At 73.3% G+C, this 25,245-nt stretch carries 16 protein-coding genes; 6 read left to right on the top strand and 10 right to left on the bottom strand.

What is annotated here, in order from left to right; all coding sequences use genetic code 11:
* A partial coding sequence (locus tag IE265_RS29825; protein ID WP_190038836.1) for an alpha-1,4-glucan--maltose-1-phosphate maltosyltransferase occupies positions 1–1,870 on the bottom strand: 1,870 nt, incomplete at its 3' end.
* A gap of 59 nt (positions 1,871–1,929) precedes the next feature.
* Positions 1,930–2,223, bottom strand: a complete 294-nt coding sequence (locus IE265_RS29820) for a DUF5133 domain-containing protein (RefSeq protein ID WP_190038848.1) — start codon at positions 2,221–2,223, stop codon at positions 1,930–1,932.
* Between the two features lie 302 nt (positions 2,224–2,525).
* On the opposite strand from IE265_RS29820, the gene IE265_RS29815 reads away from it, so the two are divergent.
* Complete coding sequence (locus IE265_RS29815; protein ID WP_190038835.1) at positions 2,526–3,083, top strand: pep a2; 558 nt, start codon at positions 2,526–2,528, stop codon at positions 3,081–3,083.
* 154 nt (positions 3,084–3,237) lie between these two features.
* Here IE265_RS29815 and IE265_RS29810 read toward each other — a convergent pair whose 3' ends face one another.
* Together IE265_RS29810 and IE265_RS29805 are read right to left on the bottom strand one after the other, a co-directional pair.
* Positions 3,238–6,252 (bottom strand): glycosyl hydrolase, encoded by a 3,015-nt coding sequence (locus tag IE265_RS29810; protein ID WP_190038834.1) that lies wholly within the window; start codon positions 6,250–6,252, stop codon positions 3,238–3,240.
* Between the two features lie 367 nt (positions 6,253–6,619).
* Positions 6,620–8,524: an AMP-dependent synthetase/ligase gene (locus IE265_RS29805; RefSeq protein WP_190038833.1), complete on the bottom strand. Its 1,905-nt coding sequence runs from the start codon at positions 8,522–8,524 to the stop codon at positions 6,620–6,622.
* Between the two features lie 387 nt (positions 8,525–8,911).
* Between IE265_RS29805 and IE265_RS29800 the strand changes: the two genes are divergently transcribed.
* Positions 8,912–9,796: an alpha/beta fold hydrolase gene (locus tag IE265_RS29800; RefSeq protein WP_190038832.1), complete on the top strand. Its 885-nt coding sequence runs from the start codon at positions 8,912–8,914 to the stop codon at positions 9,794–9,796.
* A 7-nt stretch (positions 9,797–9,803) separates the two neighbouring features.
* Here the strand turns inward: IE265_RS29800 and IE265_RS29795 are convergent, their stop codons facing one another.
* On the bottom strand, positions 9,804–10,598 hold the full coding sequence (locus tag IE265_RS29795; RefSeq protein WP_190038831.1) for an NPP1 family protein: 795 nt from the start codon (positions 10,596–10,598) through the stop codon (positions 9,804–9,806).
* A gap of 186 nt (positions 10,599–10,784) precedes the next feature.
* On the opposite strand from IE265_RS29795, the gene IE265_RS29790 reads away from it, so the two are divergent.
* A complete protein-coding gene (locus tag IE265_RS29790) occupies positions 10,785–12,635 on the top strand; it encodes a phospholipid carrier-dependent glycosyltransferase (RefSeq protein ID WP_190038830.1) in 1,851 nt (616 codons plus the stop codon).
* A gap of 568 nt (positions 12,636–13,203) precedes the next feature.
* Complete coding sequence (locus IE265_RS29785) at positions 13,204–13,827, top strand: DUF6629 family protein (protein WP_190038829.1); 624 nt, start codon at positions 13,204–13,206, stop codon at positions 13,825–13,827.
* A gap of 161 nt (positions 13,828–13,988) precedes the next feature.
* Here IE265_RS29785 and IE265_RS29780 read toward each other — a convergent pair whose 3' ends face one another.
* The 4 genes from IE265_RS29780 to IE265_RS29765 all read right to left on the bottom strand — a co-directional run bounded on the left by IE265_RS29780 (position 13,989) and on the right by IE265_RS29765 (position 21,159).
* On the bottom strand, positions 13,989–14,993 hold the full coding sequence (locus IE265_RS29780) for a helix-turn-helix transcriptional regulator (RefSeq protein WP_190038828.1): 1,005 nt from the start codon (positions 14,991–14,993) through the stop codon (positions 13,989–13,991).
* Between the two features lie 199 nt (positions 14,994–15,192).
* Positions 15,193–18,969, bottom strand: coding sequence for a S8 family serine peptidase (locus IE265_RS29775; RefSeq protein ID WP_190038827.1), 3,777 nt, complete (start codon positions 18,967–18,969; stop codon positions 15,193–15,195).
* Between the two features lie 446 nt (positions 18,970–19,415).
* Positions 19,416–20,366, bottom strand: coding sequence for a TauD/TfdA dioxygenase family protein (locus tag IE265_RS29770; RefSeq protein ID WP_190038826.1), 951 nt, complete (start codon positions 20,364–20,366; stop codon positions 19,416–19,418).
* 88 nt (positions 20,367–20,454) lie between these two features.
* The gene (locus tag IE265_RS29765) at positions 20,455–21,159 is read right to left on the bottom strand and encodes a TetR/AcrR family transcriptional regulator (RefSeq protein WP_190038825.1); all 705 of its coding nucleotides are present in this window, start codon (positions 21,157–21,159) and stop codon (positions 20,455–20,457) included.
* 273 nt (positions 21,160–21,432) lie between these two features.
* Between IE265_RS29765 and IE265_RS29760 the strand changes: the two genes are divergently transcribed.
* Positions 21,433–22,950, top strand: coding sequence for an APC family permease (locus IE265_RS29760; RefSeq protein ID WP_190038824.1), 1,518 nt, complete (start codon positions 21,433–21,435; stop codon positions 22,948–22,950).
* A gap of 25 nt (positions 22,951–22,975) precedes the next feature.
* Positions 22,976–24,634: an amidohydrolase gene (locus tag IE265_RS29755; protein WP_373303058.1), complete on the top strand. Its 1,659-nt coding sequence runs from the start codon at positions 22,976–22,978 to the stop codon at positions 24,632–24,634.
* 45 nt (positions 24,635–24,679) lie between these two features.
* Here the strand turns inward: IE265_RS29755 and IE265_RS29750 are convergent, their stop codons facing one another.
* The gene (locus tag IE265_RS29750) at positions 24,680–25,237 is read right to left on the bottom strand and encodes a GNAT family N-acetyltransferase (RefSeq protein ID WP_190038822.1); all 558 of its coding nucleotides are present in this window, start codon (positions 25,235–25,237) and stop codon (positions 24,680–24,682) included.
* Positions 25,238–25,245 lie beyond the last annotated feature (8 nt).

Here is a 25,245-nt window from a genome sequence, read left to right as displayed (position 1 = left end):
CCAACGAGACCGTGGCCTCCTGGGTGTGGTGCGGGTCCAGGTTCACAACCACCAGAACCGTGTCCGTTCCGGTGGTCTTGCTGTAGGCGAGCACGGCGTCGTTGTCGGCCTCGTGGAAATGGAGGTTCCGGAGCCGGCGCAGCGAGGGGTGTTCGCGCCTGATCCGGTTCAGCGTCCCGATGAGGGGCGCGATGGAGCGTCCCTCGCGTTCGGCCGCCTCCCAGTCGCGGGGCCGCAGTTGGTACTTCTCCGAGTCCAGGTAGTCCTCACCGCCCGGCCTGAGCGCGGCGTTCTCGCACAGCTCGTACCCGGCGTACACGCCCCAGGTGGGGGAGAGGGTCGCCGCCAGCACCGCCCGCACCTCGAAGGCGGCCCGGCCGCCGTGCTGGAGGTACTCGGGAAGGATGTCGGGCGTGTTCACGAAGAAGTTGGGCCGCATGTACGCGGCGGAGTCACCGGAGACCTCGGTGAGGTACTCCACGATCTCCGCCTTGGTGTTGCGCCAGGTGAAGTACGTGTAGGACTGCTGGAAGCCGACGCGGGCCAGGGCGTGGACGATCGCGGGGCGGGTGAAGGCCTCGGCGAGGAAGATGACGTCGGGGTCGGTGCGGTTGATGTCCGCGATGACCTGCTCCCAGAACACCACCGGTTTGGTGTGCGGGTTGTCGACGCGGAAGATCCGTACCCCGTGGCCCATCCAGAACCGCAGGACGCGCACGGTCTCGCGGACCAGTCCCGGCATGTCCCGGTCGAAGGCGATCGGGTAGATGTCCTGGTACTTCTTCGGCGGGTTCTCCGCGTACGCGATCGTGCCGTCCGGCCGGTGGTGGAACCACTCCGGGTGCTTCTCCACCCACGGATGGTCGGGGGAGCACTGCAGCGCGAAGTCCAGCGCCACCTCCAACTTCAGCCTGCCGGCGGCCCGTACGAAGGCGGCGAAGTCCTTGACCGTGCCGAGGTCGGGGTGGACGGCGTCGTGCCCGCCCTCCGGGGAGCCGATCGCCCACGGCACGCCGACGTCCTCGGGGCTCGCGTCCAGGGTGTTGTTGGGCCCCTTGCGGAACGTGCTGCCGATCGGATGGATCGGCGGCAGGTAGACGACGTCGAAGCCCATCTCCGCGATGGCGGGCAGCCGCCGCGCGGCGGTCCTGAAGGTGCCGCTCACCGGCGGCCGGCCGGGCTCCACGACCGCGCCCTCCGAGCGCGGGAAGAACTCGTACCAGGACCCGTACAGCGCCCGCTCCCGCTCCACCAGCAGCGGCATGGGCTCCGAGGCGGAGACCCGGTCGCGCAGCGGGTGCGCGGCGAGCACCGCGTCGACCTCCGGTGCCAGCGCGGCGGCGAGGCAGTCGGCGGGCGGCAGGCTCTCGTCGCGCAGGGCCTGCGCGGCCGCCTTGACGGTCTTGCGGGCCGCCCCGCGGGGGGCCGCCGCGGCGGCGCGCTCGTAGAGCTCGGCGCCCTCCTCCAGGACCAGGCCGACGTCGATGCCGGCCGGGACCTTGACGGCGGCCGTGCGGCGCCAGGCGGTCACGGGGTCGGACCAGGCCTCGACGTGGTACGTCCAGGCTCCCGGCTTCGTGGGGGTGACGTCGGCGCCCCAGCGGTCCGTGCCGGGCGCGAGTTCGCGCATCGGCGTCCACGGTCCGGGTCGGCCCTTGGGGTCGAGGAGCACCACGTTCGCGGCCACCGCGTCGTGGCCCTCCCCGAAGAGGGTCGCGGTGACCTGGAAGGTCTCTCCCGGAACCGCCTTGGCCGGACGGGCCCCTCGGTCGACGGCCGGCCGCACGTCGACGACGGGTACGCGTCCCGTGCGCACGACCGGCCTGCGGCCGATTGGGGGGACGCGGCCGTCGGCCGGGTTCTCGGTCATGGTCACACCTCCGCCGTCCGCGCGCTCGGTCCGTGGTCCGCCGTCGCGTCGGAAGGGCTCTAAAGGACGGGGCTCACCGCGAGTCCGTCGGATCGTTCGGGTCGTGTGCCGGTCGCCGGGCCGCTCGTGGCCCGTTCACGGCGGCGTGCGGCCGGGCCGCCCGCCAGATATCGCTCGGCCGCGTGAACGGCCTCCCTCGCGCAGCGCTTGCCCATGAGCACGCACAGCGTGTATCCCGTGTTCTCGAAATTGCCCCGCGCCGCACGGTCGGCGGGGGCCGCGAGCATCATGCGTTCCCAGGCCCGGTACAGCTCCAGATGCCTGGCGACCTCGGTTTTGGCAGGCAGCAGCATTTCACTGGTCACCTTCCATTCCCTCGAATGCGCCCGGTTCGCACAGATCGTGCGTGAAGACCGCGTACGCAGAGGTGTCGGCCGACTACACGACCGACATCCTCACCCATGGTGCATGCAGCACCACTCAACGTCCTGTTGTCACTTCAACGACACGCGACGCGCTCTCGTGTTGCACGAATGGAGTACCGCTCCCACGCTGGGAGTGACTCAGGAGCGACCAATGCTCACGCTTCGTGTTCGGGGCCCGTCCCGCGGGGACGCGGAGTGGCGTGAGTTGCGCCGGTGAGGAGCGAACGACGATGAAGACCGCAGTTCCCTGCTACTACCACCTCGACGTGGAGGTCGGTCCGGACCGGGTCGACCAGGTCAAACGCATTCTGGCCGCCCATCTCCGCCACTGGAACCTGGAGAGCCTCGTCGAGTCCGTCTGCCATTGCGCCGACGTGCTGCTGCGCACGATCGAGGAGTACGCGGCGGACAGGAACACCACCATCGAGATGTGGTGGAACGGCCAGCACCTCATCACCGCCGTCGCGGACAGTGACGGCACGTTCCACCCGGACTCCGCGACGCGGGGCTGTCTGGCCCAACTCGCCGCGCTCAGCGACGGCTGGGGGTGCTGCGCCTCGGGCGACGGCGGGAGGATCGTCTGGTTCTCGCGCCGGGTCCGCGCCATGGAGCGTGCCCCGCTGGTCAGGCCCCTCCCCGTGCCGAGCCTGCGGGAGGCGCGGCGCACGCCGCGCGGGAGGCCCGTGCCGGCGATGGCGCTCTCCGTCCCCACGACGCCGTCCGAGGAGACGACCGTCGCCGCGGCGGCCCTCTCCGGGGGCGCCCGGGGGTACCCGCCCGGTGTGTGACGGGCGGTCCGCGTAGGGCGGACGCCCGGAGGAACACCCAACCGGCCCGCGACCGCCTCGGCGGCTGCGGGCCGGTGGTGTCCTCACGTCGGTACGGGCCCGTCGTCCGGGCTGCTCCCGCGTTTCCCCGGGCCGCTGCGCGGCCCGGGGCGGCTCACCGGGTGCGGGCCTCTGCCTCCCCGTACGGCACCAGGCGGACCGGTCCCATCAGCCCGTACGCCTGCCGGGTCGTGCCGCCGTAGACCGCGGGGTCGCTGACCCGCAGCCGGTTGCCCAGCGGTGTGGCGACCTCGACCTCGATGACGTTGCGGCCCTTTCTGAGCAGGCCGCCCAGGTCCACCACCGGCCTGATCACGTCGACCGGGTCGAGGCGGTGGCCGTTGACGGTGACCCGGCAGGTGTCGGTCACGGCGCCGAGTTCGAGCAGCGCGCCGTGGCCGCCGGTCCAGCCGTCGCCGAGCGTGACCTCGGTGCGGTAGCGGCCGATGCCCGAGACGTCCGCGAGTTCGGGGATCCGAGACCAGGGGAGCAGCGCGTCCAGGGCCAGTTCGTGTGCGACGACCGTCGTCGTGGTGGCGGTGGAGCCGGGCCGCCAGTCCTCGACGCGCAGGCTCCAGGAGGCCGGCTCGAACGGCTCCGGAACGCCCTTGACGGTCGTGCTCGCCGTGCGTCCCCCGGAGAGGCGCGTCCGGTACGTGCCGTCGGCGAAGGCGCGTACGGCGAGTCCCGTGTCGGTGAAGCGCACGTCGTCGGCCTCGGAGGCGACCGCGTGCTGACGCCGGCCGGGGCGGCCCCCGAACAGGCCGGGGCGGCCGACGGCGACGACGAGGCTCTCCGCGGGCTGGAGCGCGACCCGTACGGTGACGGTGTCGCCGTCCTCGGTGTAGTGGGCGATGCGCTCGGTCCTGCCGGTCCACGGATCGAGGAGGTGGGGCACACCGTCGGCCGTGCTCCGGCGCAGGGTCACGTCGTGGTCGACGGCGGCCACCGGAGGTTTCACGGTCTCGGCGTGCTTGCCGTTGCAGAAGTAGTAGTAGTCGACGCCGTCGGCCACCCGGTGGGCGTTGAGCAGGGTCGACGCGGTGGAGTGGACGACGTCGGGAACCACGCCGAGTTCGGCGAGCGCGGTCGCCACCGCCGCCTTCTCGGTGACCCGGCGCACTCGTGGCTGGGCCAGCAACTCGCCCACCAGGGCGCGTACTTCGTCGACCTCCCCGGGGTCGGGGACGCCGGGAGGCACCACCGACTCCCAGGCGCCGAGGAGTACGACGGGGAGTCCCGCGCGGGTGAGACGCAGCAGCGTGCGGGCGTCGGCCGGGGAAAGGGTCGCGGTGGAGCCGTAGAAGAAGTCGCCCTCGACGAACAGTGCTTTGTAGGCGGGGCCGTTGGGCGCGAGCCGCCCTCGGCGCACGGTCGCGTTCGGCAGGTCGAGCAGCGGTCCGCTGAGGAACTGGTGCGTCCAGCCGAGGGTGATGCCGGTGGCCGTGAACCAGGAGGCGCCGATGCCGGTGGCCGTGTAGCCGGTCTGCCGGAACACCGCCACGTCGGCCCTCGCGCGGCCCGTCCGCAACACGTGGTGGATCCGCCCCAGATAGCCGGAGACGTCCTCGACGTGCTTCCACGTGGGATGCCTCGGCCCCCAGGACTCGCCGTACCCGACCGTGCCCCTGTAGGGGGTGAAGGCCGCGTATCCGGGCCAGTTGACGCCGGGCAGCTCTGCGTAGGAGAAGCCGTGCACGACGGTCTGGTTGACCCCGGCGGCGTAGGCGCCGCCCATGGTGCGCAGGAAGCGCTGCCAGGTCGTGCTGTAGGCGCTGCCGGAGTAGGCGCCCGCCTCGCAGGACAGCACGGTGTGGCCCGCCATGTCGCGGCCGCCGGCCAGGCAGCGGTAGTCGTCGAGGTTCTTGAAGCCCAGGGACTCGCCCTCGGCGATGTCCAGGATCGCGGCCGAGGCGATGGCGTCCGTCTGCAACCCGTACGGCTGGGAGCGGAGTTCGAGGCCCAGCGAGTGCGCCCAGGTGCGCAGCGCGGTGATGTGGTGCCTGTTGAACAGGGTGGAGACCGTCTCCCAGAAGTCGTGCCGTATCTGGCGGGTGACGGCGGCCTCGAAGGTGTAGACCTGGTTGCTGTTGTCGAGGACCACGGCGGGAAGCAGCGGGAGCAGCGAGCGGCCGGTGTGCGCGCGGAACGCGTCGGGCAGTCCCGGTGTCCACTGGAGTCCGTCGGTCTCCAGCTCGATGGAGTCCTCGAAGAGCGCCCCGCCGGAGACCTTCAGCAGGCGGCGGACGGACGGCGTCAGGATGTGCGCCTCCCAGTGGTCGGTCACCGCGCGGGTCCCGGCCGCGCTGAAGTGGTCGACGACGTAGGAGGGCGGGTCGGTGTGCGGGCCGGCCTCGGGCGTCTGCCCCGAGCCCCGTACCCAGTACGCGAGGAGGACCCAGGTGCCGTCGTCCGGCGCGGTCCACTCCAGGGCCCCGCCCGAGACCGCGGTGCCGAGGTCGGTGACGGAGTCCAGGTCGAGGCCGGTCTCCTTGCGCGTGGAGTACGCGGTGTTGACGCGGGCGGCCTGCACGGTGAGCAGCCGTCGGGCGGTGACTCCGGGGGCCGCGCCGTGGACCGGTTCCGGGACGGGGCCGGAGTACGAGGTGCCGGGGGCGAGGGTGACGGCCCCGTGGGCCAGTTCCTTGACGGCGGCCTCGCTGTCCGGGGTGATGCCGGGCACCGCGGCCGGCCAGCTCGGGCCGACCGTGAGGTCGATGGTGAGGCCGCGCCGGGCGGCCTGGCTCAGCGCGGCCTCCACGCCGGTGACCCAGGAGGGGCTGCCCCAGCCGTGGCGCGCCGTGTCCAGCACCGAGGCGTCCGTGACGCTGTGGTGGACGGCGGCTATCTCCGCGCCGCCGAAGCCCGCGTCGGCGATCTGGTCGACCTCGCGTCTGATCTCGTCGGCCCGCACCAGGCCGTCAGGCCACCACCAGCGGAACTTCGGCCGCACCGCGCGGGACGGGTCCGCGAAGCCGAAGGCGGCTCCGCGGTCCGCCGCGGTGGCGGCGGCGACCGCGTCTCCGGGGGCCGACCAGGCGAGGGCGCCGGCGGCGGCGGTCGTGGCCGCGGCGGCGAGGAGCGTACGGCGCGCGATGCCCGTCCGGTGGTCTGCGGTGAGGTCGTCCATGGTTCCTGTCCACTCCCGGGGCAGCACGAAGAGACCCCGTTGGGGTCTGAATTTTGAATCGTTTTAATCGCTGTGACGGTAGGACTCTCGCTCATTGGGCGTCAAGAACCGTGCACGATTCAATCGTTGGGTGAGGGGAGGTCCGGGATGGCACGGGCCCTGTGCAGAACCGCGGGGCGGCCGTCAGCCGTGCCGTGACGGCGGGCGGCGGGGGTGCGCGGCTGATTCGCGGGGCGGCTGCCCGGCGGGTACCGGTGCGCGCAGGCGGAGTTCTCCGGGGCGGAGGTTCACGCTCCGGGGAACGCCGGAGCGCACGGCGGGCCGACCTCCCGGGGTCGCCCGCCGTGCGGGGCCGTGTGCGGCGGGGTCACCTGAAGACGTTGTCCGAGTCGTCCCACTGGTTGGGGTCGACGGGGGCCGGGTTGCGCGAACCGCGCGACGACGACTGGTACATCGCCTCGATCTCGGCCGCGTACCGCTGCGCGATGGCGTCCCTGCGCAGCTTCATCGACGGCGTGAGCATGCCGTTGGCGAGGTCGAACGGCTCGGGCAGCACCCGGTAGACGCGAATGGACTCGGAGCGCGACACGGTGCTGTTCGCGGCGGCCACGGCTCTTTTGATCTCCTCCCGCAGCGCGTCCTCCTCCCGCATCTCGCGGTCGGTCTGCTCGCCCGGGGCGGCCAGGACGGCGCGCCAGTGCGCGAGGAAGTCCGGGTCGAGGGTGATCAGGGCGCCGACGCACGGCCGGTTGTCGCCCACGACCACCGCCTGGTGGATCAGCGGGTGCACCCGCAGGTGCTCCTCCAGCGCCGCGGGAGCCACGCTCTTGCCGCCGCTGGTGATCACGATGTCCTTCTTGCGGCCCGTGATGCTCAGGTACCCCTCGGAGTCGACGTGTCCGATGTCGCCCGTGGCCAGCCAGCCGTTGCGGAGCGCGGCCCGGGTGCCCGCCTCGTCGTTGATGTAGCCCTGGAAGACCGAGGGGCCGCGGACGAGGATCTCGCCGTCCTCGGCGACCTGGACCTCCGTGTCGGGCAGCGGGCGTCCGACGGTGCCCAGCTTCTCGCGGCCGACGGGCTGCGCCGTGATGCCGCCGCTGGTCTCCGTCAGCCCGTACCCGTCGTGGACGAAGATGCCGATGCCCGAGTAGAAGAGGGCGAGTTCACGGTTGAGGGGCGAGCCGCCCGACACCGCGCCGCACACCCTGCCGCCCAGTGCGGCGCGGAGCTTGCGGTACACCGTCTTCTCGTACAGGGCGTGCTGCAGCCGCAGGTCGAAGCCGGGGCCCGGTCCGGTGCCGAGCCGCTGCCGCTCGGAGGCGGCGGCGAAGTCCTGGGCCGTGCGCACCGCGCGCTCGAACAGGGCGCCGCGGCCCGCCTCCTGGGCCGCGCGCAGGAAGTTCTTGTAGATCTTCTCGAAGACGAAGGGCACGGCGTAGAGGTACGTGGGGCGGAAGGACATCAGGGCCGCGGACAGCGCCTCCGCGCGGAGGTCGGGCTCGTGGCCCATGAGTATGCCGCCCCGCATGCACATGCCCTGGATCATCAGGCCGTAGACGTGGGAGAACGGGAGGAACGCGAGGACGACGGGCTGCTCCCCGGGGGGCGCCGCCGTGTGGCCCCAGCCGTCCAGCAGGGTGTCGCAGGGGGCGGCCAGGCTGCGGTGGCTGAGCGCGCAGCCCTTGGGGTGCCCCGTCGTGCCGGACGTGTAGGCGATGACCGCCGTCGAGTCGGGCAGCACGATCCGGCGCATGGACTCGACGGTGGTGATCGGGACCGACAGGCCCGCTTCCATGAGGTCGGCCAGGGCGCCCGCGTCGAGCTGCCAGACGTGCCGCAGGGCCGGCAGGGAGGCGCAGACCGAGCCGACGGTCATGATGCCCTGCTCGTCCTCGACCACCACGGCGACGCAGCCGGCGTCCTTGAGGATCCAGGCGACCTGCTCGTGCGAGGACGTCGGGTAGATGGGCACGATCTCGGCGCCCACGGTCCACAGCGCGTAGCTGAGGACGGTCCACTCGTAGCGCGTGCGGGCCATCACGGCGACGCGGTGTCCGGGGAAGATCCCGGCCGCGATGAAGCCGCGGGCCACGTCCAGCACCTCGTCCCGCAGTTCGATCGCGGCGACCGTCGTCCAGGTCGTGGAATCGGTGTCCGAACGGCGTGCGAGCTGCGGCAGCGTGGGGGCGTGGTCGGCCGTCTCGAAGAGACTGTCGGCGAGCCCTCCCTGCATCAGGGTCCGATTCGTTCTGGGAAGGTCCAAGGGGTGCATGTGCCGCTCCAGAATTCCTCTCAGAGCGCCCCTCCGATGTAATCCCGGAACCGAGGGCGATCGAAATGTAGCCCACCGCGGCGCCGGTTGTGACAGGAACCGTCGATCGACGCCGTCCGGTGATCCTCCGGGTGTCGTCGAGCCGCTTCGGGCCTGTCGCGGAAGAGGAAATTCCGGTTGTCGCGGGGGCGTCGCCGAGGGGGCGGGCAGGGCGCGGGCGGGCGTATTCCGCGTTCTCGCGGAGCCGTGCGGAAGGGCGCGGCGGCCGCTTCGGGCGAGGCGTACGGACGGGCGGACCGGCGCGCTCCTCACTACGATGAGAGAGATCGTCGCGCCGCCCGCGGCGGCGGGCGAGGGGGCCGAACGACCGACGTCAGGAGGTCCTCCGTGAGCACGATCGCCGTGAAGGCCGCACGGCTCGGGAGCGGACTGCTGCTCCCCTACGCCGAGGCCGGCTACCCGGAGGGCGCGCCGGTCGTCTTCGTGCACGGCCTGGGGGACTCGTGGTGGACGTTCGAGCCCCTGCTCAGGCAGCTTCCGGCCGCGGTCCACGGGTACGCGCCGACCCAGCGCGGGCACGGCGACGCCGAGCGGCCCGCCGACGGATACCTGCCGGAGGACTTCGCGCGCGACCTCGTGGCCTTCCTCGACGCCGTGGACGTCGGCCGTGCCGTACTGGTCGGCGCGTCCAGTGGTGGGGTGGTCGCGCGGATGGTCGCGGGCAGCCACCCCGACCGGGTGGCCGGACTCGTCCTGGCGGGCGCTCCGGCGGCACTCGCGGACAAGCCGGGCGCCGCGGCCCTGCGGCGGCGGGTCGACGGGCTCAAGGACCCCGTCCCGCGCGCCTTCGCGGAGGAACTCCTCGACGAACTCGCGGCGCGGCCACTGGGGCGCGGGCTCGTGGCGACCCTGACGGCGGAGAGCCTCAAGGTGCCCGCCCGGGTCTGGCGGGAGACCCTGCGGGGCCTCATGGAGACGGACCTGCCCGCGACGCTCCGGGGCATCCTCGTCCCCACGCTCGTGCTGTGGGGCGACGCCGACACGCTGCTGCCGCGTACGGACCAGCAGCGCATCCTCGACGCGATCCCCGGCTCCGAACTCACCGTGTACGAGGGCGCGGGCCACCTCCTGTACGTGGAGGAGCCCGAACGCGTCGTCCAGGACGTCGTCGCCTTCGCCTCCCGGGTCCTGCCCGCGGGCGCGAGCGGCGGCGCTCCCGGCAGGGCCGGGAGGCCGCCGTCCCCGGGGGGCCCGGGGGCCCCGCCGGTGTGAGACGCGGTCAGGCGTTCGGGTCGAAGGCGATCCCGGACGGCTTGGCCGAGGCCAGGTGGGAGTTGAAGGTGCTGTCCTTGATGCCGAGCGTCGCACTGCCGAAGTTGTACGTGGTCAGCTTGTCGCGCAGGCCCGCCGGGTAGCCGTTCCAGCCGACCAGCGGCGGATACTGCCAGGTCCCCTTGTGGTTCTCCGGCGGGTCGTCGTTGGAGTTGGCGGCCCGGAAGCAGTGGGTGCTGATCCCGTCCTTGTGGTAGACGACCTTCGGATGCGTGCCGTCGAAGCGCATCTGGGACCGGTTGTGGACCGTGAACGAGCCGTGGTTGGACGTCGAGACGTACTGGACCTCGTTGTTCTGCACCCACACCACGACGTGCTCCCAGTCGTGCCGGTGGCCGCCCAGCCCGCTGCCGGCCACCGCCTGGTCCTTCTCGAAGTACAGGGCGTAGACGATCGCGCACCAGCCGTTGTTGCACTTCTCGCGCGAGTAGCCGTTGGTGTTGTCCAGGTCGGACGCGTCCCGGCAGGAGCCGTTGAGCGCCCCGCTCGGCTTGAGTCCGCCGTTGATCGTCCCGTCCGTGCCGATGGCGGGGGTGGAGTAGCAGCCGTCGGTGTCGTAGTCGAAGGCGGGCTGGAACGTCTGCTCCAGCCCGCTCGCGTTGGCGGGAAGCGCGCCGGGAGGCGCCGCCAGGGCGGTGGCCGGGAAGGCGAGCACCAGGGCCGCGGCACCCGCGAGGCCGCCCAGTGACCTCTGGCGGAATCGCCGCGAGCCGAAGAGCTTCGATGCCGGTCTGCCGTTCACAAGCGTCCTCCTGATCGGCCCTCGCGGACCAACGACCCGTATGACATGTGCAGCTCAGCATTCCGGTCTTCGGGCGGCGCGCCAAGGGGTCGCGGGCATCACAACGGTGAAGCCCCGCCCAACACTTGAGCCCCCGCAGGCCCAAAGAGCACCACGGGGGTGGGGGTTGATGGGAGGGTATGTGCCATGTGGGCGCTGTGGATCACCCGGCCCGACGGTGACGAGCACACGGGCCCCGTTCCGCCCGGCTCCGCCTTACCGGACGAACGGCCCGTACACCTCGGACGCCTCGGGCGCGTCAAGCGGTCGCGCCGCCACGGCCGGTGGCTGTACGCGGCGGCGGTCGTGCTGCTCCTCGCCGAGATGGCGGTCGCGATGGTGACGGCGGCCGTCGAGCAGAGTCCGACCATCGACGAGCCGGTGTACGTGGCCACCGCCGAGGTCTACCTGAAGGAGCGCAGCCTCAGGTACAACCCCGAGCACCCGCCCCTGGGGAAACTGGTCATCGCGTCCGGGCTGGTGTTCGCCGACACCCGTCTCGATCCCGGCTTCACCGGCAGTCAGCAGGCACTCGGACGGCGGCTGCTGTACGAGTCGGGCAACGACCCGGACCGGCTGATGCTGAGGGCACGCCTGCCGGTCATCGCGCTCACCCTGCTGTTCGGGCTGGTCGTCCTGGCCTTCGCCCGCGAGGTCACCGGACCCGCCGGCGGGCTGGTGGCCCTCGCGCTGTACGCCTTCTCGCCGGACGTCATCGCACACGGTTCGCTGGCCACGCTCGACGTGCCCGCAGCGGGCTTCCTGCTCACATCGGTGTGGCTGCTGTGGCGGGCGAGGCGGCGGCCCCGGCTGTTCCTGCCGCTCGCGGGAGTCGCGGCGGGCGCGGCGCTGGCCACGAAGATGAGCCTCCTGCCGGTCGTCCCGGTCCTGATGCTGCTCGCCGCCGTGTCCGTCCGCGCCCACCACGCCCGCCGGACCTCCGAACCCACCGCGCCCCCCGCGCCCGGCGCCTCGGAAGCCGACGCCTCGGCAGCCACCGCCTCCGACGCGGGCACCGGGCAGGGCGTCCCCGTGGCCCCCGCCCGGGCCACCGCGCGTGAGCGGTTGCGCGTGCTCGCGTACGGCGCCGCCGCGGGCGTCGGCACGGCCCTGATCGCCGTCGCCGTCGTGTGGGTGACCTACCTCGTCGTCGACCCGAGGCTGCGCTGGACCGAGCCCGCCCAGGTGCCGGACATCCGCGGGATGCGCGGACTCGTCGCCGCGTGGCTGCCGTTCCCGGAGGCGTACCGGGACGGCATGCGCATCCAGTTCGGCTTCGAGTACCACGTCTGGGACGGGTTCCTGTTCGGCCGCCACTACAGCGGTTCCCTCTGGTACTACCTCCCGGCGGCGCTCCTGGTGAAGACCCCGCTGGGCATGCTGGCGCTGTGGCTCGCCGGAGCCGCCGTACTGCTGGCGGTCCGCCGGCTGCGGCCCGCGGCCCCGTACGTACTCGTCCCCGCGGCCGTGCTGCTGGCCGGGGCGATGAACGGCGTCCGCGACCTGGGCGTGCGGTACGTCGTCTTCCTCCCCCTCTTCCTCGCGGTCGCCGCCGCCGCGGTCACCGTCCCGCGCCGCCGCCCGGTCCGTGCCGCGGCGGTGCTGCTGGTCGCCTTCGTGGCCGTCAGCTCCCTGCGCGCGTACCCGTACTACCTGCCGTACTCCAACGAGGCGTTCGGGGGACCGTCGAAGACGCGGCTGCGCCTGCACGACTCCAACGTCGACTGGGGGCAGGACCTGCGCCGCCTGGCCGAGCACCTGCGCGAGCACCGCCCCGGCGAGCGCGTCTGGCTCGTCTACAAGGGCAGCGGCGTGCCCGCCCACTACGGCATCGACGCGCTCGACCCCCGGGGAGCCCCGCTCGGCGAGGTGCACGGACTGCTGGTCGTGTCGGACTCCGCGGCGGCCAAGGCCGACAGACGGCTGGCCGCGCTGCTGGACACCAGCACCCCCGTCGGCGCGGTGGGCCACTCGATCACGCTCTACGAACGGCGGTGACGCCGACGCGACGCGCGGTCCGTCCCGGCGTCACCCGGCAGGCCGCGCGGAGTCCTCGGCCGTCAGGGGTGCGGGGGTCGGGCGACCGAGCGTCGCGGGGGTGTGCGAGCCGGCGGCCTCCGGGCGGTGGACGGCGCGCGGCCCGTACTCCGCCGGTCCGCGACACCCACGAGGTCGGCCGGCAGCCGGACGACGGCCGGCCGCATCCCGGTGCCCTGGAGGCCCGGTGCGCGGCCCGGACGCGAACCGCCCTCGCCCGCCGAACCGAACCCGAGGCGGCCGGCAGTCGCTGGTGGGCGGCCTGCGCCGCGGGCCGTCGACGGCGCAACGGGCTCCTGGGGCTGTCCCGATCCGTGCCCGGCGGGCGCACGACGACGGACGCGGTACCTCGGCGCGCCGCCGGACCGCCCGAGCACGCCCCGGTACGAGGACGGCCCCCGGCCCCGCGACGCACCGCGTCCGACGCCGCGCGCTGGTCCACCGGGGATGACCGGACAGCGCTTAGCGTGTCGTCGCAAGGGCCGGACTCCGTGCGGGCGTCCCCCGCGTCGAGACCCTTGGTGGACTGATGTGCTGGAGTGCGACCGCCGACCTCGTGGCGGGCTGCGGCATCGCCGCCGTCGGTGCGGCGTGCGTGGCACGGGTCCGCAGCCCCGGCGATCTTCCGCTGGCCGCTCTCCCGCTGATCCTGGGCGTCCACCAGGTGGTCGAGTCGGCGGTCTGGCGCTCGGGGGGCGGCATCGGGCCCGCCGTCACGGCCTGGGCGGTGATCGCACTGCCCCTGCTGGCGGTCTGGGTTCCCGCGGGCGTGCTGTGCGCGAGCGGACCGCGGGTCCGGCGGCGGCTTGCGGTGCCCCTGGCCGTCGGGCTGTGCACCGCGGCGGCGCTCGCGTACGCCCTGGCCACCCGTCCCGTGACGGCCGAGATCCACGGCCGCACCGTCGGCTACGCCCTCGAACTGGCTTGGGCCGAACCGCTCGTGGCGGGGTACCTCGTGGCCACGATCGGGTCCCTGCTGCTCGCCGGCGACCGGGTCCTGGGCCTGCTCGGCGTCCTGGCCGCCGTGGGCGCGGTGGTCTGCTGGGCCCTGTGGCGGCTGGAGTTCGTCTCGACGTGGTGCGCGTTCGCCGCGGTGTGCTCGGTGGTCCTCCTCGCCTGGGTGCGGGGACGGACCGCGCCCGGGCCCGGGTGACCGGCCGAGGCACGGTCCCGCTCCGTACGACCCCCGTACGGGCGTCCGGCCCCGCGGGCTCCAGCGGTCGGCGGGGACTCTCGCACCTCGTGTCGGCGGTACGGGGTCCGTCAGCCGCGACCACGGCGGGGGGTCGGTCCCGCGCGGCGGCCGCGCGCCGCTCAGAGCCAGCCGCGCCGGGCCGCCTGCCAGGCGAGCTGCATGCGCGTCGCCGCGCCCGCGAGCTCCATCAGGCGCTGGATGCGCCGCTGCACCGTGCGGCGGCTCAGGCCCAGTTGGGTCGCCACGGCCTTGTCGGTGACCCCGGTGACGAGCAGGGCCAGCAGGCGCCGGTCGACGGGGGTCAGGCCGTCGGATCCGCCGACCCCGTCGGTTCCGGCCACCGATCCCGAGCCGTCGACGTCCAGCGGGACCGCGTCCTCCCAGTAACGCTCGAACAGGGCGATGAGGGCTGCCAGCAGATTGCTGTCCCGTACCAGCGCGGCGGTCGGCTCGTCCGGGCTGCCGTGGGGGCCGCCCGGTACGAGCGGGCAGACGGCGATGGCCCGGTCCGCGACCGCCAGCCGCAGCGGCAGATGGGGCACGGCGCGGGCCGTCTCGCCGGCGCGGACACCCGCAACAACGTTGTCAACGGCCCCCGCGTCGTCGAAGAACGCCTTCTCGTACAGCACCCGGTAGCGCACGCCGCGCCCCAGTGCCTCGAACTCCGCGTCGTTGCTGCCCGACGGCATCGCGACGTACTGGGCCTTGCAGAACCAGAGCATCTCCTCCTGCACGCCGGCCTGGATCTGCCGCAGGTGCAGGCGCAGTGCCTCGGCCCCGGTGATGACCTCGATCAGCTCGCTGGCGTCCCGCCGCCGCATGGTGTCGCGGTAGAGCTGGAGCAGGCCGGCCGCCTCCGACCTGGCCAGGTCCAGCGCGTCGGCGTTCTGCTTCAGCCGGGGCATGAGCGCCACGTCCGGGGGAGTCGCCCTGAACTGGCGCGGCAGGACGTCGGTATGGCTCACCATGCCCTTGGCGGCCAGCGCGCCGAGCACACGCCGCACCTCGGCGGGGTCGATGCCGGTGCGTTTCGCCACGTCGTCCGCCGTGGCCCGGTCCGTCGTCACCAGATGCCGGTAGACCGCTTCCTCGGTCTCCGACACACCAGCTGCCGCAAGCGCCACCGAGTCCTCCCGAGACTGACCGTATTCAACAGTTGAATACCGTACTGCACGAGGGTGAACGGCCCGGAGGGTGAACGGCCGGTTCCGGTAGGGGACCGGGGTGCCCCCGCCGGCACCGGCGGAGGCGGCGGCCCGGGAGGGCGGACGGGCGTTCCGGCCCGTCCACCCTCCCGCCCGGCCACCGGGGCCGGTTCGCTGCCTAGCCGTGCTGCAGGTAGGCCCGCCGCACGGTCTGGCGCACGGACGAGCCGGCGTCGTCCCGTGCGGTGACCCGCAGCGTCACGTACGCGTCACCGCGTACCTTGGAGGGCCGTTCGACCTTGGCGTCGAACGTGTTGCCCCCGCGGGCCGTCACGCCGGCCCGGTTCCAGCTCGCGCCGTCGTCGTACGAGACCTCGACCTCGACCCGTACCCCGCGCGGAGCGGGCAGTGAGTCCTGGGCGCGGACCGTCAGGCCGACCGTGTGCTTGCGGCCGCTGTCCACCGCGTTGCGCGCGTCGACCGGTACGGCGTAGTCGAGCTGGAGCAGGGGCAGTTCGGTCGCCCGGTCGGTGGTGCCCGACCGGAACGCCCAGGACGTGTCGGTGCGCGTGGCGTACTTCCACTCCCCGGACACCCTGGAGGTGGTCAGGTCCAGCCTGAAGTCGGCCGCCCCGGAGGGGACTTCGAAGTCTCCCCACGCGCCGTCCGCCTCGCCGACCTTGCGTCCGTCGCGGTGCAGCACCGCGCTCGCGGAGTCGCCCTGCGCCGCCTTCTTCCCGGCCGAGGTGCCGATCCCGCCGCCCGCCACCGTGGTCCGCGACCAGTGGCCGCTCTCCGAGTCGGTGAACTCCGGTATCCGCAGTTCGAGTACGTCGCCGCTGCGGACCGACGGGTTCGCGGTGCCGCGCGGGATCGACGGCCGTACGACCGCTCCCTGCCAGGTGTCGCGGGCGCGCTCGCCCGCCCGGTAGGTGCGCGGGGTGTCCTTCATGCCGGCGGCCAGCGGCATGTCCACGTCGAACGTGGTCTCGTGGTGCACGAGATGCAGCCAGTCGGTGTCACCGGAACTCACGTACTCGGTGCGCTCGAAGCCGGTCGGCACGTAACGGGTGTACTGGAGCCAGGCGGTGTCCTGGTAGGGCCGCCGGCCGAAGCGCTGCTCACTGGCCCACGGGGAGCCGCCGTTGTCCGCGTACCGCGTGCGCACGACCGCGCTGTTGCGCGGGGAGACGGTGTGCACGACCTTCTCGGGAATCCGCTGCGACGACACCTGCATGACGTCGTAGAGGTACGGGCTGCGGGCCGTGCTGGTGAACGCCACCGAGGTCGACCCCCGGCCGATCCGCTTCAGCAGCGCGGCTCCTTCGCGGGCGTTGATCCTGATGGTGGGCACGCCCCAGCGCTCGCCCGACGGGTGCCACCTGGTCCAGGCGTTGTCGCTGAAGTGGACCAGCACGACACCCCGGACGCCGGCCGCGGCCGCCCGCTGGATGACGTCCTGCTCGAAGACGCCCTCCTTGTTGGTGAGCACCGCGAGCTTGCCGCGCGCCCGGGTGAACGAGGGCTTCGAGGCGTCGCCCGCGTCGACCGCGGCCAGACGCGTGCCGCCCTCGGCGAGGAGCGGCGACGCGGGCATGTAGTACGCGTCGAGGGCTCCGCCGCCGCCCGACACATCGGCCTCCAGGAGCGGCGCGACGAGCTGCCAGCGCGAGGCGAACTCGAACTCGCCGTCCGTGACTTCGGAGGTGGGACTCACGTACAGGCGTCGCGCGATGTCGAAGTACATCGTTCCGGCCAGCAGGCCGTGCCCGTCGATCCGCCGGTAGGTCTGGTAGCTGAGCACCCCCTGCTGGCGGGCCGGCCGGGGGGTGCGGATGTCGACCAGGGTGGTCCGCCTGGCGTCGAGGGTGACGGACATGTCCTTGGTGACCTTCACCTCCGGCAGCACCACGTGGCGCAGTTCCTGTCCGTCGGCGGCGGGGTCGAGCGAGGAGTAGTCCAGCTGGTAGTTGCCCTCCTCGACCTCGGCCACGGCCGGCTCGGTGCCGGTGTAGGCCACGAAGCCGTTCGCGCCCCAGATCGTCGGCAGGGCCTCGATCTGCTTGCCCTCGTGGTCGATCGTCTTGACCGTGATCCGGTGCGTGGGGTCCTGCACGACCAGGCTCACCGTGGTGTGCACGGAGAACTTGCCGTCGGCGGACGCGGCGGTCACGTAGCCGTAGTAGTCGCCCTGCTGCACACGGGCGGGGTCGACGGACAGCGGAACCTCCGCGGTGCCGCCGGCGGGCACGCGCACGGAGCCGGAGCCGATGCGCACGGCCCCCTCGGCGGGTTCGCGGCCTCCCGACGTCGCCAGTTCGGCGGTCAGCGTGAGGGCCACCTCGGCGTCGGAGGTGTTGGTGTACCGCAGGGTCTTCGTCCGGGTGCCGTCGTCGCCGGCCTCGAACGGACCGAGGGACACGGTCCCCGTCGCGGTGACGGGGCCCAGCACGGCGGCGGCCGCGTCGATCCGGCCGCCACCCTGCTCGGCGACCTTCTGGCCGGTGACGGTACGCGCGGTGCTGACCAGCGCGTCCTTCAACCGGGCCGCGCTCCAGTCCGGATGGCGCTGGGCCAGCAGCGCGGCGGCGCCCGCCACGTGCGGGGTGGCCATCGAGGTTCCGGAGGCGGAGACGTAGTGGGCGTCCACCGGACTGCCCATGGTGGTGCCGGCCGCGCGGGCCGCGACGATGCCGACGCCGGGCGCCGTCACGTCGGGCTTGACCGCGTCGTCCCCGACGCGCGGACCGCGGCTGGAGAACGGGGCGAGCGTGTCGTCCCGGTCGACGGCGCCGACGGTGAGCGCGGCGTCCGCGGCACCCGGCGAGCCGATGGTGCCGGTGCCCAGCTCACCGCTGTTGCCCGCCGCCACGACGAACAACGTGCCCGTGCGCTCGGTGAGTTCGTTCAGGGCGAGGCTCATCGGATCCGTGCCGTCGCTCGAACCCTCGGAACCCAGGCTCATGTTGACGACCCGGGCGCCGGAGTCCGCCGCCCACTCCATGCCGGCGATCACCTGGGACTCGCTGCCGTAGCCGTCGTCCCCGAGGACCTTGCCGACGAGGAGGTCGGCGCCGGGGGCCACTCCCTTGCGGGTGCCGCCCGACGCGGCGCCGCTTCCGCCGACGATGGAGGCGACGTGGGTGCCGTGCCCGAACCCGTCACCGGTGCCCGAACTCCCGGAGAAGTCACGGGACTCGACGATCCTGCCGGCCAGATCGGGATGGGACGCGTCCGCTCCCGTGTCCAGGACGGCCACCTTCACGGACTCGCCGCGGTAGCCCGCCTTCCACACGGCGGGGGCCTCGATCTGCGCCACGCTGCGGTCGAGCACCGCGCCCACCCGGCCGTCCAGCCACACCCGCGGAGTGCCGGCGACACGCGACGCGTTCATCCGCCCGTCCGCCGGGACGATCCTGCTCCAGAACCGGTCGAGGTCGTCCTCGGCCACCCGGACCGAGTGGGCGCCGATGCTGTCCAGCCTGCGGACCCGCGAACCCTCCTCGGCGAGACCGGTCAGGCGCCGGACGGCCGACTCCGCGACACCCTCGGCGCCGGACACGATGAGGGGCAGCGCGTCGCTGTGCGCCTCGTCGTACCCCTGGGCGAGGAGCGCGGTCACGTCGAACAGTTCCCGGTCCAGCCGTCCCGCGGCGACCAGGTCTCCCGCGTCGGACGGGAGGACCGTGAGGTTCCCGTCCTGCTCGTAGGTCCGGAAGAGGACGTCACGCCGCCCGGCTCCCGGGACGACGGAGGCGATGTGCCTGCCGTCGGCCCCGGTGGCGACCGTCACCTTGTCGCCGGTGATCAGACGTACGGTGCCGAGTGCGGCCGGGGCGGGGGCCTCGGCCTGTGCCGTGGGTGCCGCGCCCGTGCGGGCGGACACCGGTGCCACCGTGCCCGCGGCCAGGGCGAGTCCTGTCGATATGGCCGCCACCAGGCGGATCCGTCTCATGGGTTCGGTGCCTTCCGTCGTTCTCGCGCGATGTTCATGCGCTGGACAGAATCCGGTGACTCCGAATGACGTGTCACTGGAATCACGTGGCACAGGTGGGACATGTCCCAAGCGCGACAGCGGCGCGGCCCGGCACGACCCGGGGCGCGAGGGCGCCAACTCGCCTAGGCACAGGGCGACTTCACGGGGCAGGCGACACCCCGACGAGGGTGGGCGCTCAGGGCCGCGACGGGCCGCGTCCGGACCGGGCGGCGACGGTCGGGCGCGCGTTCGGCACCTGCGAACGATCGCGAACGGGGTCGGAGTTCGCCCCGAATTCCTCCGAACCGCCCCGGATCACGCGGTAGTTGCCCATCACGCACTCCGGGCGACGAGTTGCCCCGGAGGTCAGTGGCGCCGGTCAGCGGTCCCAGGCCGCGGCGCGGGCCGTCGCGGGGCGGCGGACGTCACCAGGTCCGCGGCTCGCTGCCCGTGATCGGCACCGAGGGCCGGCCGTCGACGCCGACCGGTACGTCACCCGAGAGCATCACACGGTGCATGATCCGCGGATGGTCGAGGCCGTCAGTGTCACCGGGTGCCAGATGGATGGTGGCCCGGTTGTCCCAGAACGCCACGCTCCCCGGCTCCCAGCGGAACCGCACGGTGTACTCGGGCCGGGTCGCCTGCCCGATCAGCATCTCCAGCAGCGGCGCGCTCTCCGTCCTGGACAGCCCGAGGATCTGCTCGACGTAGTAGCCGTTGACGAACAGCACGCGCTCGCCGGTCTCCGGGTGCACGCGCACCAGCGGGTGGTCGGAGGCGATCTGGCGGTCGAGCAGTCGCCGGACGTACGCGTCGTCGCCGGGCCGCGCCTGGTACCCGACACCGAGCCGGTGCTCCGCGCGCAGCCCGTCGAGGAAGCCGCGCAGCGGTGCGGAGAGTCCCTCGTACGCGGACACCAGATTGGCCCAGGTGGTGTCGCCGCCGTACGGGGGCACGGACTCGGCGCGCAGGATCGTGGCGGCGGGCGGGTCGACACGGGCCCCGTGGTCGCAGTGCCAGCCGCGATGCAGCGTGTGGCGTCGTCTGCGCAGCCACTCGTCGTGCTCCATGCCGTAGCGCCCGCCCAGTTCCAGCCGGTCGGCCGTGGTCTCCACCTCGGGCACCCCGCGCGGTGACGCGCCGCCGCGTCCGGGGAGCCGGACAGGCTCGCCGAACCGCCGTGCGAACGCGACATGCGAGGCGTGGTCCAGGTGCTGCCCCCGGAAGAACACCACCTTCCAGCGCAGCACCGCTTCCCTGATGGAGGCGACCACGGCGTCGTCCAGGTCCGCCGCGAGGTCGACGCCGCAGATCTCCGCGCCGATGTGGCCGGCGACCGGCCGGACCTCGATCCGTGTCTCCCTGTGCGTCGCCATACGGGCTCCGTCGATCGCGCGGTCCGACTCGTCGGGGCCAGCATGACTCCTCCCGGAGCCGTGCGACAGGGCGCCTCGGCGGCGCCGCTCAGGTCCGCGCGGCTTTGCCGGGCGCGCGGGCGGCCAGTGCGGCGAGCAGCAGGTCCACGGCCTCGTCGAAGGAGCTCTCGCCGAGGCGGCGCAGCTCGCCCCGCACCGTGGTGAGCGCGGGGAAGGCCTCGGGGTCGACGGCCTGGTACGCCTCGGTCCACGCCCGCTGGTCGGCCTCGCGCTGCTGCCGGGGGAGCGCGACGCACGAGGCGTCCAGCGCCGCGTGGCTCAACACGGTGTCGATGAAGGCCAGATAGAGCCGTACGGCCTCCGGGGGTGGGAAACCGGCGGACAGCATCAGCCCGACCCCCGCCTCCACCGCCCGGATCTCGTTCTCCCGCCGGGTGACCCGGTACGCGGCCATGGCGGCGGCGCGGGGGTGCGCGAGGTATCCGGCGCGGACCCGGGAGGCCATCTCGCGCAGGGACGCGACCCAGTCGGGTCCGGGCGTGAACCCGTCCATGGCGTCCCCGATGATCCGGTCGGCGATGGCCAGCAGCAGGTCGTCGGTGTTGCGGAAGTAGCGGTAGAGGGCGCTCGGGTCGCAGCCCAGGGCCGCGCCGAGTCGGCGCACGCTGAGCGCCTCGGGGCCGTGCTCGCCGATCAGCCGCAGCGCGGTGTCCGTGATGAGTTCCTCGGAGAGCAGGACACCGGAACGGGTGGGACGGCGGCGCTGGGGCTGCCGCGGGGCACGGGTGGACATGACGGCGGATCCTTCCGGCTGGGCGTCGGCGGGACGGACGGCGGACGGCTGACGGTGGGGCGGGCGGCGGTGTGACGGCGGAGGGGGGCCGGCACGCGGCAGCGGGGCGAGTGCCGTGCCCGGGGCGGCCGACGGACCTCCGCAGGCTCAGTGAACGGCCGCCCGCCGCCTTATGTCAACAGCATTGACGCAAAGTGCGCGCCAGGTGTTCCATCCATCGCACCCCCACACGGCTCTTCCTCCCCGTCCCTCTCCCTCCCCGTGAGGAGCCCGATGTCTTCGCTCGTTCCCGACCGGACCACCGCCCCGGACGGCCCGCCCGTGCGGCTCCGCCGCTCCCTCGGCGTCGTCGACGGCGTCGCCATCGCCGCCTCCAGCACGGCCGCGACCACCAGCATCGCCATCGGCATGGGCGTCATCGCCACGACCGTCGGCCTCCAGGCCCCGATCCTGCTGGTGCTCGCGTTCCTGCCCGTCCTCGGCATCGCCACGGCCTTCGCCCGCCTCAACCGCTCGGAACCCAACTGCGGCAGCGGCTACACCTGGGTCGGCGCGACCCTCGGCCCCTGGCCCGGCTTCCTGGCCGGCTGGGTCACCCTCGTCGGGTCGGTGATCTTCCTCGCCTACACCAGCGCGGTCACCGGTTCGGTCGTGCTGATTCTCGCCGAGAAGACGGGCCTGCACTCCGTCGCCGGCATCGCCCTCGACCCGACGTCCACCGCCGTCAGCACGGTCGTCGGCCTGGTGGTACTCGCTGCCGTCACCGCCCTCGCGGTCACCGGGGTCCGCAGCGCCACCCGTCTCCAGTTCGGCCTGCTCGTCTTCGAGTACGCCGTCCTGCTGGTCTTCTGCACCTGGGCCATGGTCACCGGGGAGCAGCAGTTCTCGCTCTCCTGGTTCAACCCGTTCGCGATCTCCAGCGGCACGGCGTTCGCACAGGGCATGGTGCTCGCCGTGTTCTTCTTCTGGGGCTGGGACGCGGCGTTCAGCGTCACCGAGGAGACCCGCAGCCCCGGCGACTCGGCCCGCGGCGGCTTCATCGCCCTGTTCGCCATGCTCGGGCTGTTCATCTTCGCCTCGGTCGCCTTCCAGCGGGAGATGAGCCTTCCCGAACTCATCGAGAACGGCCCCCAGGCGCTGCCGTACCTGGGCGCGAAACTCGCCGCCGAACCCTGGGCCAGCCTGCCGCTCCTCGCCCTGATGTTCTCGGCGGTCGCATCCGTCCAGTCCTCCGTCATCCCCACCGCCCGCGGACTGCTCGCCATGGGGCGCGACCGCACGATGGGCCCCGTCTGGACCCGTATCCACCCCAAGTACGGCACCCCCGCGGCGGGCACCGTCATCGTCATGTCGATCGCCACCGCCGTCGCCGTGCTCGCGATGGTCATCCCGAAGCTGAGCGACATGCTGCTGGCCGCCGTCAACGCCATCGGTCTCGTCGTCGCCCTGTACTACGGACTCACCGCGCTCGCCTGTGCCGTGCGCTTCCGCGGCGCCCGCCGCGACGGACTCCGCGAGGCCCTGCTCGCCGTCGGCGTCCCGGCGGTCTCCGGCCTGATCCTCCTCGGCCTCGGCGGCTACCTCGCCCAGTCCTACCTGACCATGACCGACCACATCGAACTCAGCCCCGACAACGGCTGGTTCATGCTCTCGCTGCCCACCGCCATCGTCATCGGAGGGCTCGCCATGGCGGCCGTCGCCAAGTACGGCCGCCGCTCCCCCTACTTCACCACCGGGCGCGGCACCGACGCCGACGCCCTGGAACTCCCGATGGACCGTACGGCCGTCTGACCCCTCACCCATGGAGCGCCGAACCATGTCCCACCCCCGGACAGCCGACCTCGTCCTCACCGGAGGACCCGTCCACACCGTCGACGCCGCGCGCAGCACGGCCGGCGCGGTGGCCGTGCGCGACGGCCGGATCGTCGCCGTCGGACACGACGAGGTCCATGAACTGATCGGCCCCGGCACCGAGGTCGTCGACCTCGCCGGCCGGCTGCTGCTGCCCGGCTTCCAGGACGCCCACGTCCACCCCCAGGGCGCGGGGGCCGAACTCGGCCTGTGCCACCTGAACGACACCGTCGACCCCCGCGAGTACCTGCGCCGCGTCAGGGAGTACGCGGACCGGCACCCGGACGCCGCGTGGATCACCGGCGGCGGCTGGTCCATGGAGGCATTCCCCGGCGGTACGCCCACCGCCGCCCTGCTCGACACGGCGGTCCCCGACCGGCCCGTGTTCCTGCCCAACCGCGACCACCACGGCGCATGGGTCAACTCCCGCGCCCTGGAACGTGCGGGCATCGACGCCGGCACCCCGGACCCCGCCGACGGCCGCATCGAGCGCGACGCCGACGGCAACCCCACCGGCATGCTCCAGGAGGGCGCCGCGAACCTCGTGGCCCGCCTCGTCCCCGAACCCACCCCCGACGAGCAACTGGCCGCGCTGCTGCGGGCGCAGTCCGCGCTGCACGCGTACGGCGTCACCGCCTGGCAGGACGCCATCGTGGGCGCGTACGCCAACATGACCGACCCGACGCCCGCCTACCACGCGGCGGTCGACCGGGGCCTGCTCACCGCCCGGGTCGTCGGCGCGCTGTGGTGGGACCGCGGCCGGGGGGCCGAGCAGATCCCCGAACTCGTCGCGCGCAGGGCGGAGTCGAGCCGCGGCAGGTTCCGCGCGACCAGCGTGAAGATCATGCAGGACGGCATCGCCGAGAACCACACCGCGGCCCTGCTGGGCCCCTACCTCACGGGCTGCGGCTGCGCCTCGGACAACTCCGGCATCAGCTTCGTCGAGCCCGCCGAGCTGAGAAGGTACGTCACCGAACTCGACGCGCTCGACTTCCAGGTCCACTTCCACGCCCTCGGCGACCGTGCCGTGCGCGAGGCGCTCGACGCGGTGGAGGCGGCCCGCGCGGCCAACGGCCAGAGGGACACCCGGCACCACCTCGCGCACCTCCAGGTGGTCCACCCCGAGGACGTGCCGCGCTTTCGCGCACTGGGCGCGACCGCCAACCTGCAGGCGCTGTGGGCCGCGCACGAGCCGCAGATGGACGAGCTCACGATCCCCTTCCTCGGTCCCGAACGGGCCGCCCGGCAGTACCCGTTCGGCGACCTCCTGCGGTCGGGGGCCACCCTCGCCGCGGGCAGCGACTGGCCGGTCAGCAGCCCCGACCCGCTCGCGGCGCTCCATGTCGCCGTCAACCGGGTCGCCCCGGACGCGCCCCCGGGCACCCCGGCCTTCCTCCCCGGCCAGCGCGTCGACCTCGGAGCGGCGATCGCCGCGTACACGGCGGGCAGCGCCCACGCCAACCACCTGGACGACATCACCGGCAGCATCACGGTCGGCAGGCTCGCGGACCTCGTCGTCCTGGACCGCGACCCGTTCGCCGGACCTCCCGAGGAGATCGCGGCCACGCGGGTCCTCCAGACGTTCGTCGACGGCCGACGGGTGTACGCGGCCGACGACGCGTGACGTGCGACGCGGCGGGGGAGCGCCGCCCGGACCCGGTGGCGCCGATCAGCCGGACGGGGCGGGCCCGTCCGGCGGCCGCCGGTCGTGGGCGAGCAGGCCGAACAGCAGGTCGTCGGTCCACTCGCCCTTGATCCAGGTGGCCTGCCTGCGCAGGCCCTCCTGGACGAATCCGAGGCGTCGTAGCAGTCGCGCCGAGCGGTCGTTGCGCGCGTCGCACTCGGCGGAGACCCGGTGCAGTCCCCGCCGTCCGAACACGTCGTCCAGCACGGCACGCACCGCCTCCCCGGCGTACCCGAGGCCCTGGCGGTCGCGGGCCAGGGTGAAGCCGAGGTCCGCCTGCATCAGGTTCTCGTGCAGGCGGAGCCCGACGTCGCCCACCAGGCCGCGGTCGGCCTTGAGTTCGACCGCGTACTGGAACCAGCCCGGCTCGTCGGGGGACCCCGAGGCGAAGTCCCGCACGGTCCGCTCCGCCGTGCCGGGCGGCAGGGGCGCCGTCCAGCCCTGGTAGCGGGCGACCTGCGGATCGGACCGGTACGCGGCCAGGGGCGCGGCGTCCTCGGCGCGGAAGCGGCGCAGCACGAGCCTCGGGGTCTCCAGCAGCATGGCGCGAT

Source organism: Streptomyces fructofermentans (genome assembly GCF_014651055.1).
Lineage (GTDB): Bacteria > Actinomycetota > Actinomycetes > Streptomycetales > Streptomycetaceae > Streptomyces > Streptomyces fructofermentans.
This window is presented reverse-complemented; position numbering and strand designations above follow the sequence as displayed.

Coding starts and splice junctions, on each gene's coding strand:
- IE265_RS29820 (WP_190038848.1), bottom strand. CDS start 2,223: ATGCTGCTGCCTGCCAAAACCGAGGTCGCCAGGCATCTGGAGCTGTAC.
- IE265_RS29815 (WP_190038835.1), top strand. CDS start 2,526: ATGAAGACCGCAGTTCCCTGCTACTACCACCTCGACGTGGAGGTCGGT.
- IE265_RS29810 (WP_190038834.1), bottom strand. CDS start 6,252: ATGGACGACCTCACCGCAGACCACCGGACGGGCATCGCGCGCCGTACG.
- IE265_RS29805 (WP_190038833.1), bottom strand. CDS start 8,524: ATGCACCCCTTGGACCTTCCCAGAACGAATCGGACCCTGATGCAGGGA.
- IE265_RS29790 (WP_190038830.1), top strand. CDS start 10,785: ATGTGGGCGCTGTGGATCACCCGGCCCGACGGTGACGAGCACACGGGC.
- IE265_RS29785 (WP_190038829.1), top strand. CDS start 13,204: ATGTGCTGGAGTGCGACCGCCGACCTCGTGGCGGGCTGCGGCATCGCC.
- IE265_RS29775 (WP_190038827.1), bottom strand. CDS start 18,969: ATGAGACGGATCCGCCTGGTGGCGGCCATATCGACAGGACTCGCCCTG.
- IE265_RS29770 (WP_190038826.1), bottom strand. CDS start 20,366: ATGGCGACGCACAGGGAGACACGGATCGAGGTCCGGCCGGTCGCCGGC.
- IE265_RS29765 (WP_190038825.1), bottom strand. CDS start 21,159: ATGTCCACCCGTGCCCCGCGGCAGCCCCAGCGCCGCCGTCCCACCCGT.
- IE265_RS29760 (WP_190038824.1), top strand. CDS start 21,433: ATGTCTTCGCTCGTTCCCGACCGGACCACCGCCCCGGACGGCCCGCCC.
- IE265_RS29755 (WP_373303058.1), top strand. CDS start 22,976: ATGTCCCACCCCCGGACAGCCGACCTCGTCCTCACCGGAGGACCCGTC.
- IE265_RS29750 (WP_190038822.1), bottom strand. CDS start 25,237: ATGCTGCTGGAGACCCCGAGGCTCGTGCTGCGCCGCTTCCGCGCCGAG.